The organism is Tistrella arctica (assembly GCF_039630945.1).
Classification (GTDB): domain Bacteria; phylum Pseudomonadota; class Alphaproteobacteria; order Tistrellales; family Tistrellaceae; genus Tistrella; species Tistrella bauzanensis.
This window is the reverse complement of the sequence record NZ_JBBKTV010000012.1, coordinates 93074-118632: the sequence shown is the minus strand read 5'-3', so window position 1 is coordinate 118632 and position 25559 is coordinate 93074. Positions and strand designations below refer to the sequence as shown.

At 66.9% G+C, this 25559-nt stretch carries 20 protein-coding genes; 12 read left to right on the top strand and 8 right to left on the bottom strand.

Going from position 1 to position 25559, the window contains the following annotated elements:
• The first annotated feature begins 41 nt into the window (after positions 1-41).
• Genes WG924_RS23575 through cysW form a run of 3 tightly spaced genes read left to right on the top strand, consistent with a single transcriptional unit; the run spans position 42 to position 2832 of the window.
• Complete coding sequence (locus WG924_RS23575; protein ID WP_345935491.1) at positions 42-1055, top strand: sulfate ABC transporter substrate-binding protein; 1014 nt, start codon at positions 42-44, stop codon at positions 1053-1055.
• A 19-nt stretch (positions 1056-1074) separates the two neighbouring features.
• Positions 1075-1914, top strand: a complete 840-nt coding sequence (cysT, locus tag WG924_RS23570) for a sulfate ABC transporter permease subunit CysT (RefSeq protein WP_188580819.1) — start codon at positions 1075-1077, stop codon at positions 1912-1914.
• A gap of 15 nt (positions 1915-1929) precedes the next feature.
• Positions 1930-2832, top strand: coding sequence for a sulfate ABC transporter permease subunit CysW (gene cysW, locus WG924_RS23565; RefSeq protein ID WP_372045116.1), 903 nt, complete (start codon positions 1930-1932; stop codon positions 2830-2832).
• A gap of 34 nt (positions 2833-2866) precedes the next feature.
• Here cysW and WG924_RS23560 read toward each other — a convergent pair whose 3' ends face one another.
• Positions 2867-3790 carry a LysR family transcriptional regulator gene (locus WG924_RS23560; protein WP_345935490.1) on the bottom strand — a complete coding sequence of 308 codons (924 nt, stop codon included), beginning with the start codon at positions 3788-3790 and terminating at the stop codon, positions 2867-2869.
• A 115-nt stretch (positions 3791-3905) separates the two neighbouring features.
• Between WG924_RS23560 and WG924_RS23555 the strand changes: the two genes are divergently transcribed.
• The 3 genes from WG924_RS23555 (at position 3906) to uvrA (ending at position 8567) form a co-directional block, all read left to right on the top strand.
• Positions 3906-5240, top strand: coding sequence for an ArgE/DapE family deacylase (locus WG924_RS23555; RefSeq protein WP_345935489.1), 1335 nt, complete (start codon positions 3906-3908; stop codon positions 5238-5240).
• Positions 5241-5295: 55 nt separating this feature from the next.
• Positions 5296-5508, top strand: a complete 213-nt coding sequence (locus WG924_RS23550; RefSeq protein ID WP_345935488.1) for a hypothetical protein — start codon at positions 5296-5298, stop codon at positions 5506-5508.
• A gap of 155 nt (positions 5509-5663) precedes the next feature.
• Entirely contained in the window at positions 5664-8567 is a 2904-nt protein-coding gene (gene uvrA, locus WG924_RS23545; protein WP_345935487.1) for an excinuclease ABC subunit UvrA, read from the top strand.
• Between the two features lie 79 nt (positions 8568-8646).
• Here uvrA and WG924_RS23540 read toward each other — a convergent pair whose 3' ends face one another.
• Entirely contained in the window at positions 8647-9426 is a 780-nt protein-coding gene (locus WG924_RS23540) for a DeoR/GlpR family DNA-binding transcription regulator (RefSeq protein ID WP_345935486.1), read from the bottom strand.
• Positions 9427-9533: 107 nt separating this feature from the next.
• Entirely contained in the window at positions 9534-12881 is a 3348-nt protein-coding gene (locus WG924_RS23535) for an autotransporter domain-containing protein (RefSeq protein ID WP_345935485.1), read from the bottom strand.
• A gap of 606 nt (positions 12882-13487) precedes the next feature.
• Between WG924_RS23535 and WG924_RS23530 the strand changes: the two genes are divergently transcribed.
• Entirely contained in the window at positions 13488-14033 is a 546-nt protein-coding gene (locus WG924_RS23530; protein WP_345935484.1) for a hypothetical protein, read from the top strand.
• Between the two features lie 100 nt (positions 14034-14133).
• Positions 14134-15501: a methylenetetrahydrofolate--tRNA-(uracil(54)-C(5))-methyltransferase (FADH(2)-oxidizing) TrmFO gene (gene trmFO / locus WG924_RS23525; RefSeq protein WP_345935483.1), complete on the top strand. Its 1368-nt coding sequence runs from the start codon at positions 14134-14136 to the stop codon at positions 15499-15501.
• A 16-nt stretch (positions 15502-15517) separates the two neighbouring features.
• On the opposite strand, the gene WG924_RS23520 is transcribed toward trmFO, so the two are convergent.
• Positions 15518-16375: a phytoene/squalene synthase family protein gene (locus tag WG924_RS23520; protein ID WP_345935482.1), complete on the bottom strand. Its 858-nt coding sequence runs from the start codon at positions 16373-16375 to the stop codon at positions 15518-15520.
• 294 nt (positions 16376-16669) lie between these two features.
• Between WG924_RS23520 and WG924_RS23515 the strand changes: the two genes are divergently transcribed.
• From WG924_RS23515 to WG924_RS23505, 3 genes are all read left to right on the top strand, one after another.
• A complete protein-coding gene (locus WG924_RS23515; protein ID WP_345935481.1) occupies positions 16670-18487 on the top strand; it encodes a phytoene/squalene synthase family protein in 1818 nt (605 codons plus the stop codon).
• A gap of 1 nt (position 18488) precedes the next feature.
• Complete coding sequence (locus WG924_RS23510; protein WP_345935480.1) at positions 18489-19718, top strand: hydroxysqualene dehydroxylase; 1230 nt, start codon at positions 18489-18491, stop codon at positions 19716-19718.
• A 367-nt stretch (positions 19719-20085) separates the two neighbouring features.
• Positions 20086-20685, top strand: a complete 600-nt coding sequence (locus WG924_RS23505; protein ID WP_345935479.1) for a superoxide dismutase — start codon at positions 20086-20088, stop codon at positions 20683-20685.
• Between the two features lie 107 nt (positions 20686-20792).
• Here the strand turns inward: WG924_RS23505 and WG924_RS23500 are convergent, their stop codons facing one another.
• From WG924_RS23500 to yajC, 4 genes are all read right to left on the bottom strand, one after another.
• Positions 20793-21176: an Mth938-like domain-containing protein gene (locus WG924_RS23500; RefSeq protein WP_345935478.1), complete on the bottom strand. Its 384-nt coding sequence runs from the start codon at positions 21174-21176 to the stop codon at positions 20793-20795.
• Positions 21177-21243: 67 nt separating this feature from the next.
• A complete protein-coding gene (gene secF, locus WG924_RS23495; protein WP_345935477.1) occupies positions 21244-22203 on the bottom strand; it encodes a protein translocase subunit SecF in 960 nt (319 codons plus the stop codon).
• 22 nt (positions 22204-22225) lie between these two features.
• The gene (gene secD / locus WG924_RS23490) at positions 22226-23794 is read right to left on the bottom strand and encodes a protein translocase subunit SecD (protein ID WP_345935476.1); all 1569 of its coding nucleotides are present in this window, start codon (positions 23792-23794) and stop codon (positions 22226-22228) included.
• Between the two features lie 95 nt (positions 23795-23889).
• Entirely contained in the window at positions 23890-24288 is a 399-nt protein-coding gene (yajC, locus tag WG924_RS23485) for a preprotein translocase subunit YajC (RefSeq protein WP_188580841.1), read from the bottom strand.
• A gap of 266 nt (positions 24289-24554) precedes the next feature.
• Between yajC and WG924_RS23480 the strand changes: the two genes are divergently transcribed.
• Positions 24555-25448 carry an ATP-binding protein gene (locus WG924_RS23480; protein ID WP_345935475.1) on the top strand — a complete coding sequence of 298 codons (894 nt, stop codon included), beginning with the start codon at positions 24555-24557 and terminating at the stop codon, positions 25446-25448.
• Positions 25449-25559: the final 111 nt, after the last annotated feature.

The window sequence follows — 25559 nt, the reverse complement described above, 5'->3', positions numbered from 1 at the left end:
GTCCCCGCGCCCAATGACGCCTGCACATGGAGCCCCGCCAGATGAAGCGCCTTGCTTTCGCCGCCGCCCTCGCGATCGGCCTTGCCGCCGGCGCGCCGGCGCGGGCCGCCGAGACCGACGCCCTGCTGAACGCCTCATACGACATCGCCCGTGAATTGTTCGCCGAGATCAATGAGAGCTTCGTGCCGGCCTGGAAGGACCAGACCGGCAACACGATCACGGTCAACCAGTCCCATGCCGGCACCTCGCGCCAGGCCCGCGCGATCCTGGAAGGGCTGAAGGCCGATGTCGTGACCTTCAATCAGGTCACCGATATCGAGTTCCTGGTGAAGAATGGCGGGCTGATCCAGCCGGGCTGGCAGAACGAATTCCCCAATCAGGCGTCGCCCTGGTATTCGATGCCTTCCTTCCTGGTCCGCAAGGGCAACCCCAAGAACATCCACGACTGGTCGGATCTGGTCCGCGACGGCGTGGAAGTGGTGTTCCCGAACCCCAAGACCTCGGGCAATGCGCGCTATACCTATCTGGCCGCCTATGCGTTCGGGCTGGACAAGTTCGGCGGCGACGTCGCGAAGACCGACGCGTTCGTCTCGCAGATCTTCGGCCATGTCGCTGTGTTCGACACCGGCGGACGCGGCGCCACCACCACCTTCGTCGAACGCGGCATCGGCGATGTGCTGATCACCTTCGAGGCCGAAACCAACCTGATCCGCAAGGAATATGGCGAGGACAGCTACGAGGTCGTCACCCCGTCGCAGAGCCTGGTCGCCGAATTCCCGGTGGCGGTGGTCGACAAGGTCGTCGACGATCGCGACAGCCGCAAGGCCGCCGAAGGTTATCTGAACTTCCTGTACAGCAAGGCCGGCCAGGAAATCGCCGCCCGCCGCTATAACCGCGTGGTCGATGAAGAGATCGCCGCCAAGTATGCCGACCAGTTCCCTGAGCTGAAGCTTGTGCGGATCGAAGACGTGTTCGGCAACTGGGACAAGATCCAGGCCGAGCATTTCAAGGAAGGCGCCAAGCTGGACCAGCTGTTCGCCGCCCAGAACCGCTGATCCGGATTGATACCCGATCATGGCCACTGCCTTGCGTTCATCCCGCGGCGTGCTGCCGGGCTTCGGCCTGACACTCGGCATCACGCTGTTCTACACCGCGATCATCGTGGCGCTGCCGATCCTGGCGCTGGTGATGAAGGCGGCCAGCCTCGGCCCGGCCGAGTTCTGGGCGGTGGTGAGTTCGCGCCGGGCGGTGGCCACCTATCAGGTGACACTGACCGCCGCCGGCGGCGCCACGCTGTTCAACGCCCTGTTCGGGCTGCTGCTGGCCTGGGTGCTGGTGCGCTATCGCTTTCCCGGCCGCCGGCTGCTGGATGCCCTGGTCGACCTGCCCTTCGCCCTGCCGACAGCCGTGGCCGGCATCGCGCTGGCCAATCTGTTGGCGCCGACCGGCTGGCTGGGCGCGCCGCTCGCCGATCTGGGGCTGAAGGTCGCCTATACGCCGCTGGGCATCGCGGTCGCCATGGCCTTCACCAGCATCCCCTTCGTGGTGCGCACCGTGCAACCGGTGCTGGAAGACCTGTCACGAGAGGCCGAGGAAGCCGCCCATTCGCTGGGCGCGCGTGACCGGGCGATCTTCGGCCGGGTGATCCTGCCGGCGATCCTGCCGGCCTTTCTGGCCGGAGCGGCGCTCGCCTTCGCCCGCAGCCTGGGCGAATTCGGCGGCGTGATCTTCATTGCCGGCAACCGACCGTTCCAGACAGAAATCACCTCACTTCTGACCTATATCCGTCTGGAGGAATACGACTATCCGGCCGCCGCCGCGATCGCGACCGTCATCCTGGCCGGCGCCTTCGTGATGCTGCTGATGATCAATGTCCTGCAGTTCTGGGCCTCGCGCCACAATGGGCGCGGATAGAGCGGGAGCGATCAGATGACCCAGACCGACCGGATCGCAACCGCGACCACAGCCGCACCCGGTACAGTTCCCCAGGCCTGGCAGGGCGTCGCCGGTGCCGGCTGGCTGCGACGCCTGCTGATCGGCCTGGCGCTGGTGCTGTCGGCGATGTTCCTGGTGCTGCCGCTGGCGGTGATCTTCGCCCAGGCCTTCGCCGCCGGCATCGGCGGCTGGGCCAGCAACATCATCGCCCCCGACACCCTGCACGCCATCTGGCTGACCATCCTGACCGCCATCGTGGTGGTGCCGGTCAATATCGGCTTCGGCATCGCCGCCGCCTGGGCGATCGCCAAATTCACCTTCCCCGGCCGTAAGCTGCTGATGACGGTGATCGAGCTGCCATTCTCGATCTCGCCGGTCGTGGCCGGCGTCGCCTATCTGTTCGTCTATGGCGCGCAGGGCCTGCTGGGGCCGACGCTGGAGGAAGCCGGCGTGCAGGTGATGTTCACGATCCCCGCGATCTTCCTGGTCAGCCTGTTCGTGACCAGCCCGTTCGTCGCCCGCGAACTGGTGCCGCTGATGCAGGCCCAGGGCACCGACGAGGAAGAGGCCGCGATCACCCTTGGCGCATCGGGTATCAAGACCTTCCTGCGCGTGACCCTGCCCAACATCAAATGGGCGCTGCTCTATGGCGCGATCCTGTGCAATGCGCGGGTGATGGGTGAATTCGGCGCGGTGTCGGTGGTGTCGGGCAATATCCGCGGCCAGACCAACACCCTGCCCCTGCAGGTGGAACTTCTCTACAACGACTATAACGCGATCGGCGCCTTCGCCGCCGCATCGACCTTGACCGTGCTCGCCCTGGTGACGATCTTCGCCAAGGTGATCGTGGAACGCCGCGCCGAGGGCGCAATCCGCCGGCGGGGTGGCGGGCACTGACCGGGTCCCGCCGGATCGGCACCACCCGCAAGGTTCAGGTGCCGCCGGCGATCCTCGCCGCATCCTCAAGCACCAGATCGCGGAACCGGGCCGCGGGCGCTGTGACCGGGGCGGCGCGGCTCCAGATCAACTGCATGTCGGATCGATAGCTGTACAACTGCGGCAGGATCGGCCGGATGCGGCCGGCATAGCTTGGTCTGCGGGTGAAGTGGGTGGGCAGGAAAGCCAGATAACGGCCTGACAGAACAAGGATGGCCAGCGCCTCGACACTATGGGCATCGGCGGTGAACACGAAACCGCGATGGGCATCGGGCGTCTGCTCCACCGAGACATAGCCGCGATGGGCGTGTTCTGCCGCCCGCACCATCTGCGGGGTCACCACCGGGGCATCGAACAGCGGATGCCCCTCGCCCGCGCAGAGTTCCATCTCGACATCGCAGACCCGCGCATAATGGAACTGAGCCAGGCGGCGCGGGAAATAGCCGATCGCCAGATGGCTGGCACCGCCGATCACCATTTCTTCCAGCCGCGCGGGTGCGGCGGTGTCGACGGTCAGCCGCACATCCGGCGCCAGCGCCTTGAAGCGCGCGATCAGCCGGCTGAGGCTGAAATCCGGATGGGTGATCAGATTCTCCATCACCGCGACCGTCAATCGCCCGACCAGCGCTCCGCCCAGACCCAGATTGCCAAGATGGGTGCGGAAATCCTCAAGATGCCCGAACAGCGCCTGGGCCGCCTCGTGCACCCGGCGCCCATCCTCGGTCAGTGAGAATCCGCCCCGTCCACGACGGCACAGGGTAACCCCCAGGCGTTTCTCCAAGGTCGCGATCTGGATGCTGATCGTCGACGCGCTGACATTCAGCACCGCCTGCGCCGGCGCAAAGCCGCCACTGCGCACGACCGCCAGAAACACGCTGAGCAGCTTCAGATCGACCGTCGCCAGGGCCGGCACGGACATCCGGCAATTCCTTTCAGAATGATCAAACCAAGCTTTATCACACCGATATTTATCCAAGCAATGCCAGCTTCTAGGCTGTCCGGGCGGCGGCAGACAACAGGGAGACATCAAGCCGATGACCGATACCATCCAGGCCGACAGCGCGGCGCCCGAAGCGACGTCGAAACTCGATCCGGCCCTGACCGATGCGATCCTGACGGCGGTGAAAGAGGGTTTCAGCGATCAGGTGGCCTTCACGCAGGATCTGATCCGCATGCCGTCGGTGCGCGGACGCGAGCATACCGCGCAGGATTTCGTCGCCCGCGCGCTGAGGGATCGCGGGCTTGCCGTCGACCGCTGGGCGATCGACGTGAACGAGATCAGCCATCATCCCGGCTTCTCACCGGTCGCGGTCGATTATCAGAACGCCCTGAATGTCGTCGGCACCCATCGGCCGCGCAATGAAACCGGCCGCTCGCTGATCCTGAACGGCCATATCGACGTGGTGCCCGAAGGCCCGCACGAAATGTGGACCAACCCGCCTTACGAGCCGGTGGTCGAGGGCGACTGGCTGTATGGCCGCGGATCGGGCGACATGAAGGCCGGCATCGCCGCCAATGTCTTCGCGCTGGATGCCCTGCGCCGGTTGGGCTATCAGCCCGCCGCCACGGTCTATGTCCAGTCGGTGACGGAAGAGGAGTGCACCGGCAATGGTGCCCTGGCCTGCCTGGTGCGCGGCTATCGCGCCGATGCGGCCATCATCCCCGAGCCCGAGGACGAGAAGCTGGTGCGCGCCAATGTCGGCGTGATCTGGTTCAAGGTGAAGGTGCGCGGCATCCCCGTCCATGTCCGCGAGGCGGGGTCCGGCGCCAATGCGATCGAGGCCGCCTTCCGGCTGATGCAGGCGCTGCGCCGCCTGGAGGCCGACTGGAACACGCGCAAGGGCGCCTATCGCTATTTCGAGGATCTCGACCACCCGATCAACCTGAATTTCGGGCGCATCGAGGGCGGCGACTGGGCGTCGTCGGTGCCGGCCTGGTGCACCTTCGACTGCCGGATCGCGCTCTTCCCCGGCGTCAATCCGCGTGATGCCGCCGCCGAGATCGAGGCATGCCTGAAGGATGCCGCCGCCAGCGACGCCTTCCTCGCCAACAACCCGCCCGAGATCGACTATAATGGCTTCTTCGCCGAGGGTTACGTGCTGGAAGAAGGCAGCGCCGCCGAGAAGACCCTCAACCGCGCCCATGCCCGCAGCTTCGGCCGCAGCCTTGAGAGCTTCGTGACCCCGAGCTATCTCGACGGCCGGGTGTTCGTGCTCTATGGCGATTGCCCCTGTCTGGTCTATGGCCCCTTCTCGGACAACATTCACGGCTTCGACGAGCGGGTGTCTCTCGCCTCGATTGAGCGCGTAACCGGCACGATCGCGCTGTTCATCGCCGAATGGTGCGGCCTGGAACCGATCACGCCGTAACGGCACGACAGGAGGGCGGCCGCAGATCCAGGCTCAGATCAGCGAAATCCGCGCCATGGCCGCCACCGCCGAGATCGTGGACCCGATCAGCCGCGCGGTGACCGGTGCCGATGCGGTGAGCCAGGCCATCGGTACCGTCTCGCGTGAGGCCACGGATACCGGCAGCATGGCGCATCAGGTGCTGGACGCCTCCACCACCCTGGTCGATGAGCGCCGGCGGCTGAACGACCGGGTCGACAACTTCCTGGGCCATCTGCGCGCGGCGTGACCGAGCCTGCCGGCTGATCCGCCCCCGCACCTGCCATGCGCGTGTTGCCCATGCGCGTGTTGCATGGCAGGTGCTCGCGGATTTGCCACGTGACGACCGGGCCTTTGTGCACTATTTGTTCGTGTGCTGTCCCATGGACAAGAAGGGTTTGCCCGGTGCGTGATACTCCTCTCCGCGACACCACGCGTGACGCGACCAAGCTGATCAGCGTCCGCGGCGCGCGGGAACACAATCTGAAGGATGTCGATGTCGATATCCCGCGCGACAAGCTGGTGGTGATCACAGGCCTGAGCGGCTCGGGCAAGTCGTCGCTTGCCTTCGATACGATCTATGCCGAAGGCCAGCGCCGCTATGTCGAAAGCCTGTCGGCCTATGCCCGCCAGTTTCTGGAACTGATGCAGAAGCCGGATGTGGAGCGGATCGACGGGTTGTCGCCGGCAATTTCGATCGAGCAGAAGACCACCTCGCGCAATCCCCGATCGACCGTCGGCACCGTCACCGAGATCTACGATTACATGCGCCTGTTATGGGCGCGGGTCGGTATTCCCTATTCACCGGCAACCGGACTGCCGATCGAAAGCCAGACCGTCAGCCAGATGGTCGACCGGATGATCGAGATGGGCGACGGCACGCGGCTGCTGCTGCTGGCGCCGGTCGTGCGCGGCCGCAAGGGCGAATACCGCAAGGAATTGGCCGAGCTGATGAAGCGCGGCTTCACCCGTGTGAAAATCGACGGCGAGATCCACGAGATCGAGGACGCGCCGGCGCTGGACAAGAAGCGCAAGCACGAGATCGAGGTGGTGGTCGACCGGATCGTGGTCCGCGACGGGCTGGGCAACCGGCTGGCCGACAGTGTCGAGACCGCGCTGGAACTGGCCGATGGCATCATGATTGCCGAGAATGCCGAGACCGGCGCGCGCACGACCTTTTCATCGCGCTTCGCCTGCCCGGTTTCGGGCTTCACGATCGACGAGATCGAACCCCGGCTGTTCAGCTTCAACAACCCCTATGGCGCCTGCCCCGATTGTGACGGTCTGGGCGTGAAAATGCATTTCGATCCCGATCTGGTGGTGCCGGACCCGACCATCAGCCTGCGCGAAGGCGCGGTCGCGCCCTGGGCCAAATCGACCACCCAATTCTATCAGCAGACCCTGACCGGCATTGCCGCCCATTACAAGGTGACCCTGAACCAGCCCTGGGAAAAGCTGACCGACCGGGTCCGTCAGGTCATTCTGTTCGGCAGCGGTGAAGAAGCCATCCGCATCCGTTATGAGGACGGTGCCCGCGATTATACCGTCGACCGGCCGTTCGAAGGCGTGATCCCCAATCTGGACCGGCGCTGGCGCGAAACCGACAGCGCCTTCGTGCGCGAGGAACTGGCGCGTTTCCAGGGCACCCGCCCCTGCGAGACCTGCGGCGGCCACCGCCTGAAGGACACGGCCCTGGCAGTCAAGATCGACATGTGCCACATCAGCGCGGTGACGGCGCTGTCGATCGGTGCCGCCCGCGACTGGTTTGCCAGCCTTGAGCGCAAGCTCGATCCCAAGCGCCTGGAAATCGCCCAGCGGATCCTGAAGGAAATCAACGAACGCCTGCGCTTTCTGACCGAAGTCGGGCTGGATTACCTCACCCTCGCCCGGGGGTCCGGATCGCTGTCGGGCGGCGAAAGCCAGCGCATCCGGCTGGCCTCGCAGATCGGATCGCGGCTGACCGGCGTGCTCTATGTGCTGGACGAGCCGTCGATCGGCCTGCATCAGCGCGACAACGACCGGCTGCTCGCGGCGCTGCGCGATCTGCGCGATCTGGGCAATTCGGTGCTGGTGGTGGAGCATGACGAAGACGCCATCCGCTCGGCCGACCATGTCATCGACATGGGCCCCGGTGCCGGCGAGCATGGCGGCACGATCATCGCCGAGGGCACCCCCGCCGAAATCATGGCCAATCCGGCCTCGCTGACCGGCCAGTACCTGACCGGACGGCAGTTGATCCCCGTGCCGGCCAAGCGGCGCAAGGGCATCGGCGAGAGCATCAGCGTGATCGGCGCCCGGTCGAACAATCTGCAGGACGTCAGCGCATCCTTCCCGCTCGGCACCTTCACCTGCGTCACCGGCGTGTCCGGCGGCGGCAAATCAACCCTGGTGATCGAGACGCTGTATCAGGCCGTGGCCCGGCGGCTGAACAATGCCCGCACCCATCCCGGCCAGCACGACCGGATCGACGGGCTGGAGCATATCGACAAGATCATCAACATCGATCAGTCGCCGATCGGCCGCACACCGCGATCGAACCCCGCCACCTATGTCGGCCTGTTCACCACCATCCGCGACTGGTTCGCGGGCCTGCCCGAATCGAAGGCCCGCGGCTACAAGCCCGGCCGGTTCTCGTTCAACGTCAAGGGCGGGCGCTGCGAAGCCTGCCAGGGCGACGGCGTGATCCGGATCGAGATGCATTTCCTGCCCGATGTCTATGTCCAGTGCGATGCCTGCAAGGGCAAGCGCTATAACCGCGAGACGCTGGAGGTGCAGTTCAAGGGCAGATCGATCGCCGATGTTCTGGACATGACGGTCGACGAGGGGGTGGAATTCTTCCACGCCATGTCGTCGATCCGCGACAAGCTGCGCACCATCGCCGAGGTCGGGCTTGGCTATATCCGGCTGGGTCAGGCCGCCACCACCCTGTCGGGCGGCGAGGCGCAACGCGTGAAGCTGGCCAAGGAGCTGTCGCGACGGGCGACCGGCCGGACCTTGTACATCCTCGACGAACCCACCACCGGCCTGCATTTCGACGACGTCCGCAAGCTGCTGGAGGTGCTGCACACCCTGGTCGATCAGGGCAATACCGTGGTGGTCATCGAACATAATCTGGATGTGATCAAGACCGCGGACTGGATCATCGATCTGGGACCGGAGGGCGGATCGGGCGGCGGCCAGATCGTGGGTGTCGGCACGCCGGAGACGATCATCCGCAATCCGGCGAGCCACACCGGCCAGTATCTGGCGCGGCATCTGGATCTTGAACACGAAAAGCGGGATGCCGCCCGGGTCGCCGCCGCCGGGTGACGATCCGGTGCCAGGCGACGATCCGGTGCCGGGCGACAATCTGGTGCCGGGCGGCTGATGCGGGCTCGGTCTGAACCGGTCAGCCCCCGATCAGCTCCATCCTGACGCCGGCTTCGGCAAGCAGCGCCGCGATCGCCGGCGGCGGCGCGCTGTCGGTGACCACCAGATCGACCTCGGTGATCGCGGCCAGAGAGACCAGGCCACGGCGGAAGAACTTGCTGCCGTCGACCGCGAGGATCGTGCGGTCGGCCTGCTGCATCGCCGCGCGGACCGCCTGCACCTCGCCATGATCGTCATCGCCCATCACGCCGTGCTCGTCGATGCCGCTGACCGATATCACCGCGGTGTCGAAACGAAAGGCACCGATGAAATCCACGGTGTCGTGGTTGAAGACGCCGGCATCGACATGGCGCACGAAGCCGCCAGGAACCGCGACGGTCGCGGTTTCCACATCGCTCAACAAGGTGGCGCTGCGCAGGCTGTAGGTCACCACCCGCAGCCTCTCCCGCCGGGTGAGTGCGCGGGCGACCGCCTCGCAGGTGGTGCCGGTGTCGAGGAAGACCGCCGAGCCGTCGCCCACGAGCTGCGCCACCCGCTCGCCGATGCGCGCCTTGCCATCGGCATTTTCCACCCGCCGCCGGCGATAGGTCGGCGGGTCGATGGGCGGGGCGGCGAGTGTGCCGCCGCCATGCAGCCGCCGGACGAGGCCGGCCTCTTCCAGATCGATCAGATCCCGGCGCGCCGTCTGGGTGGTCACCCCGAAGCGGGTCGATATCTCGTCGAGCGAGATGAAGCGATGGTGTTGAAGATGCGCGACGAGCTGTGCCTGCCGTCGGCTCTTCTTGTCCGTGTCGTCCATTCAGCCCCCGGAGCCAAATGAGGTCTCGCCCTGATGAGACCGCATTCTTACGAGAAAAGGGAGGGGATTGTCCCCTCCCTCATCCCCATCATCGGATGGATGTGCGATCAGAACCGCACATGCAGTTTCGCCGTGACCGAATGGTCGGTGGCATCATCGCCGAACTGCCCGCCATAACCCAGCGCCAGACCGGCATCATCGGTGAGGCCGATATCGAGGCCGGTGCGCAGGATCGCGGCGTCCTCGGCGATCGATGCGCCGGTGACGCCAAAGCCCGCACCGCCGGCGGCGAAGCGGAGATCCGCATCGGGGTCGACATCGCCGAAGGCATGGCGCCAGCCCAGTTCCGCCCGGAAGGCGGCCGGTGTCTCGCCCAGGCCGAATGCCTGCACGGTGCGCAGGCCCAGTGTGGTGAAGGTGGTCCGCATGTCGACGCCGTCGCCGGACAGAGCCGCCGCGCCGCCGGTTTCGGTGAAGTCGTCGCCCGACAGACGCAGATGCGTGACCCCGGCGAAGGGCTCGAACGCGCCCTGGCTGGTGGCGATGCGATAGTTCACTTCACCGAAGATCTGTGCCGCATCCACGTCATAGCCGGCGGTGAGGGTTTCGGTGGTGCCGGCATAGCTGGCCCGGCGAGAGGTCTCGGCATCGTTCAGGCTGTAGGCGGCCCCCAGATGGAAGCCCACCGCGCCGGTGCGGGTCGCGGCATAGATACCGGCATGGTAGCTGTCGGCATCGAGCTTGCCGCCGGTACCGTCCTGCTTGACCGTGGCCTGACCAAAGCCCGCGAAGGCGCCGATCCGCCAGCTATCGCCGACCGCCGCGTCCAGACCGAACAGGGTGCCCGCGCTGTTGCGGTCGATCGAGGCGACCTGATCGCCATCATTGGAGCCCCAGGCGCCATAGGCCTGCAGCCACATCCGTCCGGCGCCATAGGCGGCTGACGCCGGCGCGTCGCCACCGCTGATCCCCCCGCCACTGAGCCCGCCCTGAGACGCGACCACATCGCCGACGGCCATGGCCCCCTGCATCAGCGCGCCCGCGGCCGAGGCATGCAGATCGCCCGACAGGTTTTCGAAGGCGGCACTGGCCGTGCCGGCATCGGTGAGCACCACCGCGTCATAGACGGCATTGCCCATGCCCAGCGTCTCGACCGCCGCGGCCGTGGCACGCTGGTTGGCCGTGCCGGCGACGCTGTTGAAGCTGGTGTCGTTGCGCTCCAGCCGCAGGGTGACATCGGTGGTGTCATAGCGCAGCGTCGGGTCGAGGAAGGCGAGCGAGCTGGTCACCGTGCCGAAGCGGCCGGTCACGCCGCCATCGGCCGTCAGGATGGTGTAGTCGGTCTGCGGTGCATAATCGCCGCCCGCGGCCATAGCCAGCACCGAGCCCGCCAGGGCGGCGGTGCCGGTGACGTCGACCCGGTCGGCCTTGCCGTCGGCATCGACCTCGACCTCATAGATCGCGCCATCGGCCATGGTCAGGTCGCCCGCGACCTTCAGCGTGCCGATCGACCGGCCGGGGGCGAGACGTCCGCCCGAGGCAATGGCGAGGTTGCCGACGGTGCCGGTGCCGCCCAGCGTGGCGCCGTCGCGGACCGTGGTCTGAGCGGAGCCGGCCAGCGAACCGTCGACGTTCAGCCGTCCCGCCTCGACCGTGGTCGTGCCGGTGAAGCTGTTATCGGCGGCGAGCGTCAGAGTGCCGGCGCCGGCCTTGGCGAAGGCACCGCCGCCGCTGAATACACCCGATGCCGTGACGGCGGCATCGGCATCGGCAACCTCGATGAAGCCGCCGCCGGCCTCGACCGACACATCGCGGGCAAGCGTCGCCATCTGCGTGCCGGCGATCCTGAGGCCGCCATTGTCGAGCCTGAGCCGCGCCGTGGCGTTGCCGAGCGCCGCGTCCTCGTCGACGATCACGGTGCCGGCATCGGCCACCAGGGTCTCGCCGATGAAGCTGTGATCATCGATGCAGTATTCCTGGATTGCCGCCTGGAGGCGCGCATCGTCGCTCGCGCAGTCGAGCAGGGTCTTCTTCTCGTCCTCGGTCAGGCCGGCCAGCACCGGCATGCCGTTCTCATCGGCGATCTGGCCCAGATAGAGGTCGGTCCGCATGTTGTTGCGGGTGAGGTAGAAGACCATGCCCTTCTCTGCAAAGACACCGGCGGCTTCGCCCCAGACCAGACGGGTTGCCTCGCCATCGCCGGCGGCATAGGTCTCAAGCGCCGGGCCGACCCATTTGACCACATGGGCCACCGGCTCGTGGTCCGAGAGCGGCGTGGTGCCGTCATTGGCATAGCCGGTGTCGTCGAGCACGCCGGTATAGGCGTCGTTGGGGTCGTCGGCCAGCACCTGCCATTTGCCGAAGGGCCGTGCCGCCATGAAATGGTCGATCGTCACCCGGTCCCAACTGGTCCAGGTGTTGGTGTGGTCCTCGCCGGCAGACGGCCAGGTGGTGCCGCCGTCGCCCAGCCCGTGCGGGGTAAAGGCCTCTCGCTCGCCCTCCTTCTGCAGCAGAATGTACTGCTTCTTCAGAATGTTGAGCGTCTGCGGCGTATTGCCCGCGACCGGATAGGTTTCGTCCTCGAAGGTCAGGCCGTTTCCGGCCATGTCCTTGGCGACGATCTGCTCCCACTGCCGCCAGCTCATGCTGGAAATGCTGTCGATCCCGGGGAATTCGTCGCGGTGGCTGTCGAAATAGCGCTGGATGACATTGCGGTAGCGGGCATTGCCATTGTCGTCCGTCGCCTGCATGGCGGCGACATAGGCCAGGAACTCGGCCTCGCGGCCTTCGGGCGTGTATTGTTGCGCGAGATCCCGCCAGAGGTCGGAACTGCCGCCGTCAATGATGGTGCGGGCAAACAGGTAGGATTGCTGCTCGGCACTGTGCAGGCCGCGCTCCGACAGATCGCCGGCATTGAAGTCGCCGGTGATGATGATCGGCTTGGCCTGGGCTTTGGCCCAGTCGTTGAGCGCCTTGGCCTCGTCGAGGCGATAGGTCGGTTCGTCGTAATAGTTCAGATGCACCGTGCCGACGACCGTCTCGGGCGTCTTGTTCTGCGCGTCCACGGTCTGATACGAGACCCGCACGCCATCCTCATGACTGCCATGGCTGCCGGTGAGCCGCGACGCCACGCCGACATCGCCGGTCTGCCCGGTGGTATAGGTGCCCAGTCCCTCATTCTCCAGCAGTGGCGGAATGGTCGAGAGATAGGTGGTGCCGCCGCGCAGTTCCTGGAAGGTCAGGATGTCGTAATCGCCATTGACCAGGAACTCGGACATCGCCGCTGCCGGATCAGGCTTGAAGCGATCGCCCCAGGTGTTCAGCGACAGAATGCGCATCTCGCCGTCTCCGGCAGATGCCGGCGCGGGAAGAAGCGGCAGGATAGCCACCGTGGACAGAAGCAGGGTCTGCAGGCGGCTGCGGGACGGCCTTGCGTGAAGGTCGGTGCGGTTCATCTCGTTTTCCTCGATTTCGGTGCCGGAGGGGAAGCCGGGCCCGGCACCGAATGTCAGGATACAGACGCATAATGTATGAAAGATGACATTTAAGATGATAATATGCGCCCGGCATCTCCTGCGGCGCCTTGCGTGAGCGATAACTGGCACCACATCTTCAGCCGCTATCAGCCGAGAGCCGCCACGCGCCATGCGTGCGGCACCATCGCTTTGCGGCGAATAGCCTTTAATTCATCACAATTTTATCAAGTTTTGGTCACGACCATGGCAAATCGGGCCATCTACCGATTTTATAACGGAAATTCCACTGAGAATGCCCCGCCGTCTCTTGCTGAACCGGATCTCCTGTCATAGCGTTGGCGTGTGACCGGAGACGCAGCGTAAGAGCTGTGCACCGGCGGGAATGGCAGGATGGGCGGATCGTGTCGTCCGCAACCGCCTTCCCATGAACGGACGACCACGGCGAGAGATCGGGATCAGACCGGGAGATTTTGCCACATGCCTGGTGCATCGGCGGCGAAGGACGATCTTTGTGTATTGGACCCGGAACAAGGGCGAAATGCGGACCCTGCAACATCCGCCGGAGATGTGGCGCGGTCGGGTGCCTTGAACCGCGCCACCCACGAACCGGACACCGGCGAGACAAGTTCCGCCGGCAAGGCGCGCGAAGCCGATATCCGGTCACTGCCGGCCATCCTGGCCGCGAATGATCCACGAGCGCCCGGTCTTTCAGGGCTGGAACCGGATGCGGCAGCCCAGAGCATTGCGCGCATCGGGCGCCGGCTGCTGGCCGATGCCGCAGCGCCCGGATCGCCTGTCGAACCCAGCCGCCCGGCCAAGGGCCCCGCGCCAGCCGACATGGCGATGATCGCCGACACCATCGCCGATCTCATCAGCCGTGGCGCACAGGCGCGGGAACTGGTGCAGCCGATGATTGCGCCGGCGGAAGCGCGTCGGCGGGCCGGGCTGGTGACCGCCTTGCTGGTCGGCGGTGCGTTGTTCACGCTGACCACACGCGAAAGCCATGCGGCCGGTGCAACACGACCCGACGACGTCGCGGTGATCGTCGCGGCGCTGGGGCTGGCCGGATTCCGGGCCGCAGCCTGCCCTGCGGCACTGGAAGCCAGCAGCCGCCAGCCCCGGCGCTTATGACAGCCACCACCGCGCTTGCGGCTTGAGGGTCGGGCGCTACTGTACTATGTCCTGAGGCGGCGGCCGGATCAGGCCGTCGGCGACGGAAAGGTTGTGCGCTGTGAACACCCCCACCCCGGTTCATATCATCGGCGGCGGCCTCGCCGGATCGGAAGCCGCCTGGCAGGTGCTGCGCGCGGGCGTGCCGGTCGTCCTGCACGAGATGCGGCCGGTCAGAGCCACCGATGCGCATTCCACCGATGGGCTTGCGGAACTGGTCTGCTCCAACTCCTTCCGGTCCGACGATGCCACCGCCAATGCTGTGGGTGTTCTGCATGCCGAGATGCGCCGCGCCGACAGCGTGATCATGGCGGCGGCCGACGCCAATCAGGTGCCGGCCGGTGGTGCGCTGGCCGTGGACCGGCATGGTTTTTCGGCGGCGGTCGAAGCCCGGCTGCGCAGTCACCCGCTGCTGGAGATCCGGCGCGAGGAGGTCACCGGCCTGCCGCCGGCCGACTGGGGGCCCACGATCATCGCCACCGGCCCGCTGACCTCGCCCGCACTCGCCGAGGCGGTGCGGATGGCCACCGGCGAAGACAGCCTCGCCTTCTTCGACGCCATCGCGCCCATCGTCCATCACGAGAGCATCGACTTCGACATCGCCTGGATGCAGTCGCGCTATGACAAGCCCGGGCCGGGCGGCACCGGCGCCGATTACATCAACTGCCCCATGGATCGCGAGACTTATGAAGCCTTCATCGCCGCGCTGATCGCCGGCGAGAAGACCGACTTCAAGGAATGGGAGAAGTCGACGCCGTATTTCGAGGCCTGCCTGCCGATCGAGGTGATGGCCGAGCGCGGGCCGGAAACCCTGCGCTTCGGGCCGATGAAGCCGGTGGGGTTGACCGATCCGCGCACCGGCCGGTCGCCGCACGCCGTGGTCCAGCTTCGCCAGGACAACGCCCAGGGCACGCTGTGGAACATCGTCGGCTTCCAGACCAAGCTGAAATATGGCGAGCAAAGCCGCATCTTCCGGATGATCCCCGGACTTGGCGGCGCCGAATTCGCCCGGCTGGGCGGCATCCATCGCAACACCTTCATCAACAGCCCGCGGGTTCTGGACGGTGCCATGCGGCTGAAGGTGGCGCCGCATCTGCGCTTCGCAGGCCAGGTCACCGGTGTTGAAGGCTATGTGGAAAGCGCCGCAATGGGGCTGCTGGCCGGCCGGTTCGCGGCCGCTGAGGCGCTGGGCGTGGCGGCCCTGCCCCCGCCGGCGACCACCGCGATGGGCGCGCTTCTGGCCCATATCACCGGTGCCGCCAACCCCGATACCTTCCAGCCGATGAACGTGAATTTCGGCCTGTTCGCCCCGCTGGAAGGCCGTGTCCGCAAGAATGAGCGCAAGGCCAACATGGCGCGCCGCGCCCTGGACGATATCGGCCCCTGGGCCGATGCCGCGCCGGCTGCGGGAACCCGGCCGGCGGCGTGACGTAACGACGGCCGGCTCAGCCGCGGGTCATCAACAGCGTGAAGGCCCGGCGCGCCGGTGACAGCATAGCCGGCTGCGCGAAGGGATCGTGACCGGCACCGGCCAGCCGCTTCAGGTACAGCCGGGCCAATGCGCCCTGGCCGGCAACAGGGCGCGGCAGCCGGCCGGCACGGCGGCTGTCGGTCAGAATGGCCTCTGCCCGTCCGGCGATGGCGGCGACGATCTCGCACATCGCCCGGGCGGCCTGACCTTTGCGCAGATGCGGCTCCACCACGGCGCTCACCGTCAGGCCGGCCGTCGTCATCCGATCGAGCGGCAGGGGCACGCGGCGACGGCGGGCCTGATATGGCAGAGCCCGTAATGTGCCGACCAGCCCGAAGCCGGTGCCTGTGTCCTCTGCCGCATCCAGAAGGGCCGCGTCGGTGACGCCTAGAACCTGGGCCTGGAGCCGCGCCAACTGGCCGGCGGTGTCGCGGGCATGACGCTCCAGCGCCGGCAGGTCGGGGAATGGTGTCGGCTCCAGATCGACCTCGCGGGCATCGATCATCCGGTCCAGCCGCGCGCGCGGCAGATCATGGACGATCATGGCCGGCCCCAGAATATCGATCACCTGATGCCGGCGGGGCGTGCCCGCCTCGATCCCGTCCAGCGCCTCGCGCCACCATTGCAGGCGGATGGCACCGATCATCGCCTCGCTGACCACATCGGCGGTCTTTGCGGTTTCGAACGCAAAGCCGAGCAGAGCCACCAGCCCCGGCCGACGCTCCGGCGGCGCCAGCATCAGGCAGGCGAAACGATCGGGGTCGGCGGTCGTCAGCTCCGCAGCGCAGGCATCGAGGGCTGCATGGCGTTCGATATCGGTGGCGGTCGGCATACATGTTCCTGTGGCGATGGACGGGGCCTGTGGCGATGGACGGGGCCTGTGGCGATGACAGGGCCTGTGGCGACGGCGGGGATCGCGTATGATCGGCATCAGAGGCATCGTGGCTGCATCCATCCGGGTGCAGCCCGGCCGCAGTTGTGCGACGATACAGGCTTCAGGGGGTCCACCGCAAACCGGGTGATGTTATGGTTTGGGGCGGCGGCGGCCATCCACCCTTTCTGACGCCACTCACATCTTCTGACACCACCCACATTTTCTGACGCCAGACCGGAGACCACACCGCCGATGCCGGCTGACGCCAATCCGCTACCTCGCCCCGTACAGCCCGCCCCGGCCCGCGCCGACATCGCCACCCGCACTGTGGCCGCGGGGCGGGAGGATTTTCCCGTTCTGTCATGGGCCGCACCGCCCGGCCCGGCCCGGCCGGCGATCCATGCCTTCTATCGCGCGGCCCGCAGGCTTGACGATATCGCCGACGATCAGACCCTGCCGGCGGCCACACGGATCGCGGCCATCGCTGCCTTCACAGCCGGGTTGGCGCCTGATGCCGCCCCGCAGACCCTGACCGGGGATGTGGGGGATGTGGGGGATGCGGCATCGCCGGAGGCGCGCGAACTGGGCCGGCTGGCCCGAGACGCGGCAACAGCACTGCGCGCCGCCGATATCAGCGTTCAGACGCTGGCCGATCTGGCCGAGGCATCGCGTCGCGATGTCGACGGCTTCCGACCGCAGGACTGGGCCGATCTGGACGCGCATTGCCGGCTGTCGGCGGCCCCCGTCGCACGGGTGCTGATGCAGGCGGCCGGCGACCACGACCAGCGGCGTGGCCGTGCCGCCGATGATCTGGCCGTGGCACTGCAACTGTTGAACCATCTGCGTGACCTGGGCCGCGATTACCACACAGCCGGCCGGGTCTGGATTCCCGGACGCTGGCTGGCCGATGCCGGCCTTGGTGTCGCGGTTCTGGGTGCACCGGCGGCACCGCCCCGGCTTGGGGCCGCAATCGGGCGGATGCTTGATGCGATCGATGAATTGCTGGCACGTGCGGCGTCGCTGCCGGTGGAGACGCCGTTCCGGCGTCTGCGCATCCAGGCCGGGCTGACGCTGCGCATCGCCCGTTGCCACCGCAGCCGGTTCACCGGCGCAGATCCCCTGGCCGACATGGTCCGACCGCGCCGCCGCGATTGGCTGGGCGCGATGCTGGGCACCGCATTCGCAGAACTGCATCCGGGCAACGCCGGCGGGCGCACCGCCATCGGCGGTAGCAGCTTCAGTATGGCGGTGCGGTTGATGCCGGCCGACCGCCGGCCGGCGATGCTGGCCCTGTACGGGTTCAGCCGCATGGTCGACGACATCGCCGATGGGGTCGATGCCACCGATATCCGCCGTCTGCGCCTGGATCTGATCGACGACCGGCTGCTGGTGATGGCCTCGGGCCAACTGCCCGCAGCACATCCGGCCGTGGATGCGGCCGAAGATGCCACCATCGGCACGGCGGTGATCAGCCACGGGCTGCCGGCAACCGCGCTGCGCATGATCATTGCCGGCTGTCGCAGCGATTGTCTGGACGGCGCCACCTTTGCCCCCACCTGGCCGGCCCTGCTGCGCTATGTCGACCGGGTGGCGGGTGCCGTCGGCCAGGCGGCGCTGCCGGTTTTCGACGTGCCGGGCGATCACGGCCATCGTTATGCCCAACAACTGGGCCGGGCACTGCAATTCGTGAACATCCTGCGCGACCTGGATGAAGATGCGGTTCGTGGCCGGATCTATCTGCCGGCCGAGGCGATCATCGCCGCCGGTGTCGACCCGAGGCTGCCGGCGGTGGAGCTCATCGAGGGACCGGCACGCCGGCCGGCCGCCACAGCGCTGGCCCGCGCCGCCCGCGCCGCCTTTGCGGCAGCGGATGCCGCCCTGCCGTCCGAACCCGCATTACGCCGCCGGCTGCGACCGGCGATGGCAATGGGCGATGCCTATCGCGGGTTGCTGGCCGTGCTGGAGGCGACCGGCTTCGACAGCATCGACCAGCCGACCCGCCGGCGACTGAAACGGCGCGCGATGCGTGTGGCGGTGGTCCACGCGCTCAATGCCCGGCTTGGTCGCTGAGGTGACCGGTCCCACCTGCCGCCGCGCCCTGGTCGTCGGGGCCGGCATCGCCGGGCTTGCCGCTGCCCTGGATCTGGCCGAAGCCGGGCTGGCGGTGGAGATTGTGGAGGCGGCCCCCGGTGCCGGCGGCCGCTGCCGGTCGTTCGACGATCGCGAGACCGGCCGCCGGCTCGACAATGGCACGCATGTGCTGCTGGGCGCCAATCCCGCGGCGCTCGATTTCGTGCGCCGCGTCGGTGGCCGTTTCAGAATGCTGCCGCCGGTCTATCCGGTGGTGGTGCTCGATGCTCCCGGCGGCGACGTCACCCGACGGCTGCATCTGGACCTGGATCGACCGCTGGCAGCCCTGCGTGCAATCGGCGCCGGTACCGGCGATCTCGCCGCCCTGCTGCGGCTGGTGGTTATTGGTGGCCGGAACGGCCGGATCGGGCATGACCATTCCAGGCTGCTCTCGACGCCGTGCGGCCGGCTGCTGCTGGGGCCGTTGATCCGCGCGGCGCTGAACATCGATGCGGCCGACGCCGACACCCGGCTGGTCCGGCGGCTTCTGGGCCGGCTGGCATTGGCGGGGCCCGCCGGCCTGCGCCTGTATCTGGCGGAAGGCGGACTGGATGCTGCCCTGATCGCCCCGGCGCTGGCGCGGCTGGGCGATCTTGGCGCCAGCCTGCGCGCCGGGGCCGCCGTCGATCGCCTGCCTGAACCGGCTGCGGATCAGGCGATCATTCTGGCGGTGCCGCCGGCCGCAGCGAAACGGCTGTTGCCGGCGCTGCGGGTGCCGGAGGGGTCGTCGGCGATCCTGAACCTGCATTACGCCCTGCCCGCCGGGGTCGGAACCAGCCATCTGCCGGATGCGCTGATGGTGGTGGGCGGGCTCGCCGACTGGATCTTTCATCGTGACGGCATTCTGTCGATCACCACCAGCGCCGCCGATGATCGGGTGGGCGACCCGGCCGAGCGGCTGGCGGCGATCGGCTGGGCCGAGATCCGGAACGCTCTGGGCGCCGATGCCGGCCTGCCACGAGACATGCCGCCGGTGCGTGTGGTGAAGGAAAAGCGCGCGACCATGCGCCATGATCCGGCGGGCGAAGCCCGGCGCCCGCCGCCTGGCACCAGCATGCAGCGGCAGGTTTATCTGGCCGGCGACTGGACCGATACCGGCCTGCCCGCAACCATCGAAGGCGCGGTTCTGAGCGGCCGCGCCGCCGCCCGCGCGGTGCTGACCGGCCGCTGACCCGTGACATGTCGACGGCACCTCTTGGCCACAGCCTCATCTGGCCCCATATTGCGCCACGACGGTTGCACGATGCCCGAGGAATGACGGGCGATCCGCTACCGCCAACGGCCTGCCAGTCCCCGCCGCTAATGGCATCTCCCCGCCGTCAATGGCATCGCCGCCAAAGGCGTCGGAGGCTGGCACAGACCGGGCATTCGAGCTATCACCACCCGGGGGGATCGCGGCCGCAATTGCCTTGCCCGCCCGTGCAACCTTTCCGCCAGCGGAGATGTTGCCCGTGTGGGCGACAATTATGCCGCCCTGCCCCCTGGGGCCGCCGGAACGGCGGCTTCACGGTAAAAAGACAACGAGGACGAGGATCGTCATGGCGTTCGAACTTCCCGCCCTGCCCTATGACAAGACCGCTCTGGAGCCGCACATCTCGGCCCAGACCTTTGAGTTCCATCACGGCAAGCATCACAACACCTATGTCGTGAACCTCAACAAGCTGGTCGAGGGCACCGATCTCGCCGACGCCAGCCTTGAGGACATCATCGTCAAGACCCGTGGCGATGCTTCCAAGGCCGGCGTGTTCAACAATGCGGCCCAGGTCTGGAACCACACCTTCTTCTGGAATTCGATGAAGCCGAATGGCGGCGGCGCGCCGACCGGCGAACTGGCCAAGCGCATCGAGGCCGATTTCGGCAGCCTCGACAAGTTCAAGGATGCCTTCAAGACCGCCGCCACCACTCAGTTCGGCTCGGGCTGGGCCTGGCTGGTGGTGAAGGACGGCACGCTTGACGTGGTCAAGACCGGCAATGCCGAGACCCCGGTCGGCACCGGCGCCACGCCGCTGCTGACCCTGGATGTCTGGGAGCATGCCTATTACCTGGACTACCAGAACCGGCGCCCCGACTTCATCCAGTCGTATCTGGACAATCTGGTGAACTGGGACTTCGCCGCCGCCAATCTCGGCGCGGCCTGATCCGGTATCCGGCGGCCACGGCCGCCGGCGCCTGCCAGCCTCTATGAAAAACCCCCGCCGGCGCATGCACCGGCGGGGGTTTTTTCGTCCGAGGCCTTCGGGTGCGATCAGAGCGCGATCAGCGCCGCCGCAGCCTTGCGGTCTTCCATCATCAGCACGTTATAGGTACGGGCCGCGGCACCCGTGTCCATGAACTCGACGCTCAGCCCGGCATCACGCAGGGCATCGCGGAGCGGGCGCGGCACCAGTTGGGTGCGCGCGCCACAACCGATGATCAGAATTTCGACCGCCCCGGCACGACCGGCGGCGATCATCGGTTCAAGGCTTTCGACCGTGGCACCGGCAATGTCGGTGGCCGACCACGGCTCCACCGCCGCCGGCAGGATCAGAACCGAGCCGGAGACGACCTCTCCGGCGATCCGGAAGCGGCCGGCCGCATAGCCCTGCACCACCTTGGCGCCATCGGCGAGCTTCGGGGTCAGGTCCATCATCGGGGTCGATCCTCCGGGGTTGCAGGGTCAGGTGGGTTGCAGCGGGCACACCGCCGGCGGCGCCCGGTCAGGCGTCGGCCGCATCCGCCGCATCGCCTTCCACCTCGCCGCCGATCCGGCCGCGCTGACGGCGCTGAAGGTTCAGATAGACCAGCACCGGCACAGCAATGAAGATGGTGGAGTATGTGCCGATGAAAACCCCCGCGATCATCGCAAAGGTGAAGCCCGACAAGGCCTCACCCGCCACGAAGAACAGGGCGAACAGGGCGATCAGGGTGGTGAGGCCGGTCATGATCGTGCGGGCCAGCGTGTCGTTCACCGCCCGGTTCAGAAGCTCGGGCACGGTCATATCGCGATATTTGCGCAGGTTTTCGCGCACCCGGTCGAAGATGACCACCGTATCGTTCAGCGAATAGCCGATGATGGTCAGCACCGCCGCCACCGAGGTGAGGTTGAACTCATACCCGGTAATCGCATACATGCCGATCGTCATGATCACGTCGTGGAACAGCGCCAGCACCGCCCCGACGCCGAACTGCCATTCGAAGCGGAACCAGACATAGACCATCATCGCCGCGATCGCGACGACGAAGGCAATGACCGCCCCCTCGATCAACTCGCCGCCGACCTTGGGGCCGACGAATTCGGCACGCTGGATCTGGATCTGCGGGTCGACGCGCTCGGCCAGGGTGCGCCGGACCTCTTCGACCAGCCGGCCCTGGGCATCGCCGGCGGTGTCATCCTGGCTCAGCCGGATCAGGACCGCATTTTCAGAACCGAAATTCTGCAGCGACACATCGCCGAAGCTGCCATCGCCGAGTGCCGTCCGCATGGCCCCCAGATCGGCCGGGCCGGAGGTTTCCACCTCGACCAGCACGCCGCCGGTGAAGTCGATGCCGAAATTGAGGCCGCGGAACACCACCAGCGCGATGATGCCGATGGTCAGAACCGCGGTGAAGACCAAGGCGACCACGCGATATCGAAGGAAGTCGATATTGGTCCGGCCGGGATTGAGAGAGAATTTCATCTGTTGCGGGCTCCCGGCTCGATCAGAAGGCAAGGGTCTTCGGACGCGCCCGCTTCAGCCAGGACGCGACCAGAAGCCGGGTCACGAAGACCGAGGTGAACAGCGTCGTCAGGATGCCGATCGACAACGTGACCGCGAAGCCCTTGACGGGGCCGGCTCCGAACTGGAACAGCAGCATCGCGGCAATCAGCGTGGTGAGATTGCTGTCGATAATCGTGGTCATGGCGCCCTTGAAGCCGGCCTCGACCGCGGAAATCGGTGATCGGCCATTGCCAAGTTCCTCGCGGATGCGCTCATAGATCAACACATTGGCGTCCACAGCCATACCCAGCGTCAGCACGATGCCGGCGATACCCGGCAGGGTCAGGGTCGCCTGAAGCGCCGACAGCGCGCCCAGCAGCAGAACCAGATTGGCAAACAGCGCCACATCGGCATAAACACCGAGCCGCTTGTAATAGGCGGCCATGAACAGCACCACCAGCACGAAGGCCAGCACGCTGGCGATTTCGCCGCGGGCGATGGCGTCAGCACCCAGATCGGGGCCGACGGTGCGTTCCTCGATCACGGTCAGTGGTGCCGGCAGGGCGCCGGCGCGCAGCAGCACCGCCAGATTACTGGCTTCCTGCACGGTGAAGGTGCCCGAAATCACGCCCGACCCGCCCAGGATCGGCTCGCGGATCACCGGCGCGCTGATCACCTTCTCGTCGAGCACGATGGCGAGGTTGCGACCGACATTCTGCTGGGTCGCCTCGCCGAAGCGCCGACCGCCGACGCTGTCGAAGCGGAAGCTGACCACGGGCTCGTTGTTCTGGAAGCTGGGCTGGCTGTCGGTCAGCCGTTCGCCCGAGACCAGCACCCGGCGCTGCACGACATATTTCGTCGGCTGGCCACCGGGGCCGGTGCCATCGAGGATCTCGGAGCCCGGCGGTAGCCGCCCGCCCGAGAGCACCTCGGAAGCACTGGTGGTGGGGTCGAGCAGCCGGAAGCTCATCTTGGCGGTGGTGCCGAGCAGTGCCTTGATCTCGGCGGGATTTTCCACGCCGGGCAGCTGAACGATGATCCGCTCGTCGCCCTGGCGCTGAATGGTCGCTTCCCGCGTGCCAAGCTCGTCGACACGGCGGCGGACCACCTCGATCGACTGCGCCAGCGTCTGATCGCGACGGTTGGCGATCTCGGCGGCGGTGAACCGGCCGCGGACAACGCCGTCGGCGGCCTCGACATCGAGGCCGGCATTCATGCCGCGCATCTCGTCGGCAATGCGCGAGGCATCGGCCGCATCGCGCACCCGGACCACGACCGCGTCGCCATCGACGCCGATCCCGGCATAACCGATGCCGGCTTCCCGCAGGCGGGCGCGGACATCGTCGGAAACGGCGTTCAGCCGCTCCCGCAGGACGGCGCTCATATCGACTTCGAGCAGGAGATGCGATCCGCCGCGCAGATCCAGCCCCAGGCTGATGCGCTGTTTGGGCAGCCAATCGGGCAGACTGTCGAGCGTCTGGCGCCCGATCAGATTCGGGGCGGTGAAGAGCACGCCGATCAGGCAGATCGCGATGATCAGCACGGTCTTCCACTTGGCGAAATGCAGCATGGATACCGTCGAGGGTGGGCGGGGCGGGCGATGATGGCGGCGCTGAGGACAGCCGCGATCAGACGACAGGCGCCCGATCGCGGCTGTCCGTCAGGTCACTTCTCGGTCTTGTCGGTCTCGACGGTCTCGTCCGCATCCTCGACCACGTCCTTGGCGGCCTTGCGGCGGCTGGACGCGGGCTCGGTGGCGGCGACCTTGTCGGTGATGGTGTGGCGCATGACCTTCACCCGCACATCCGGCGCGATCTCCAGCGTCGCATAGCTGTCGTCATCCACCTTCACGATGGTGCCGACGATGCCGCCGGCGGTCACCACCCGGTCGCCACGGCGCAGCGCCGCGATCATCTCGCGATGCTGCTTGGCTTTCTTCTGCTGCGGACGGATCAGCAGGAAATAGAAGACGACGAAGATCAGGAGCAGCGGCAGCAGCTGCATAAGCATGCCGGCGCCGCCGTCGCCGCCGGCGGCCTGCGCATAGGCCGGAGAGATGAGCATCGAGACGTCCCCGTAAGGTGATGCGTTGGCAATGAGATAGCCGAAGCCGCAAGCCGGCTCCGGCGCAGTCGTGTCGGGACTATAACGGTGCACTGCCACTTTGCAAAGCGAACCCGCCCCCTGCCCGCCCCGATATGGTCGCCCAGCCCCCGATCGCCAATGGTCCCCATGATGACCCCGGGCTTTGGCCGGGCGGCGGGAGACGCTATAACCTGCGGCAGACTTGGCCGACCGCCCACGCCACAGGAACCTGACAGGACCAGCCGATGACCGACAGCACCTCCACCGCCGCCATGCTGATCCCCGTGCTCGACCGGATCGCCTCGGCCCTTGAACGGCTGGCGCCGCCCGCCACGGTCAAGACCGACCTCGATGCCGCCGATGCGTTTGTCTGGCAGTCGTCGAACCGCAGCCTGATGCCGGTGGTCCGGGTGTCGCGGGTGGATATCGGCCTTCTGGAAGGCGTCGATCTGGCACGCGATCAGTTGATCGCCAACACCCGGCGCTTCGCCGCCGGCCTGCCGGCCAACAACGCGCTGCTGTGGGGCGCGCGCGGCATGGGCAAAAGCTCGCTGGTCAAGGCGGTACACGCCCGCATCGTCGCCGACACCCCTGCCGGCGAAAAGCCGCTGAAGCTGATCGAGATCCACCGCGAGGACATCGCGCAACTGCCCGATCTGCTGGCGGTGCTGCGTGGCGGGCCACACCGGGCGCTGCTGTTCTGCGACGATCTGTCCTTCGACCACGACGACACCGATTACAAATCGCTGAAGGCAGTGCTGGATGGCGGCATCGAGGGGCGGCCCGACGAGGTTCTGTTCTATGCGACATCGAACCGCCGCCATCTGATGCCGCGCGACATGATCGACAACGAACGCTCCACCGCGATCAATCCATCTGAAGCGGTCGAGGAGAAGGTGTCTCTGTCCGACCGGTTCGGTTTGTGGCTGGGCTTCCATGCCTGCGACCAGAAGACCTATCTGGCCATGGTGCGCGGCTATGCCCGGGCCTATCAGCTGGAGATGGCTGATGAGGCCCTGGATCGCGAGGCCATCGTCTGGGCACAGACCCGTGGCGGACGCTCGGGCCGCGTCGCGTGGCAGTATATTCAGGATCTGGCAGGCCGCATGGGCCGGCGGCTGGAAACCAAGAGCGCCTGACAACCGGCGCGCCCGCCCCGCCCTCGCCCCCCACCCTCGCCCCTCAACACCGGCAACCGCGCTTGACGCGGTGCCGGCATGATTCTATGTAAGTCAGGCAACTGACTTTTA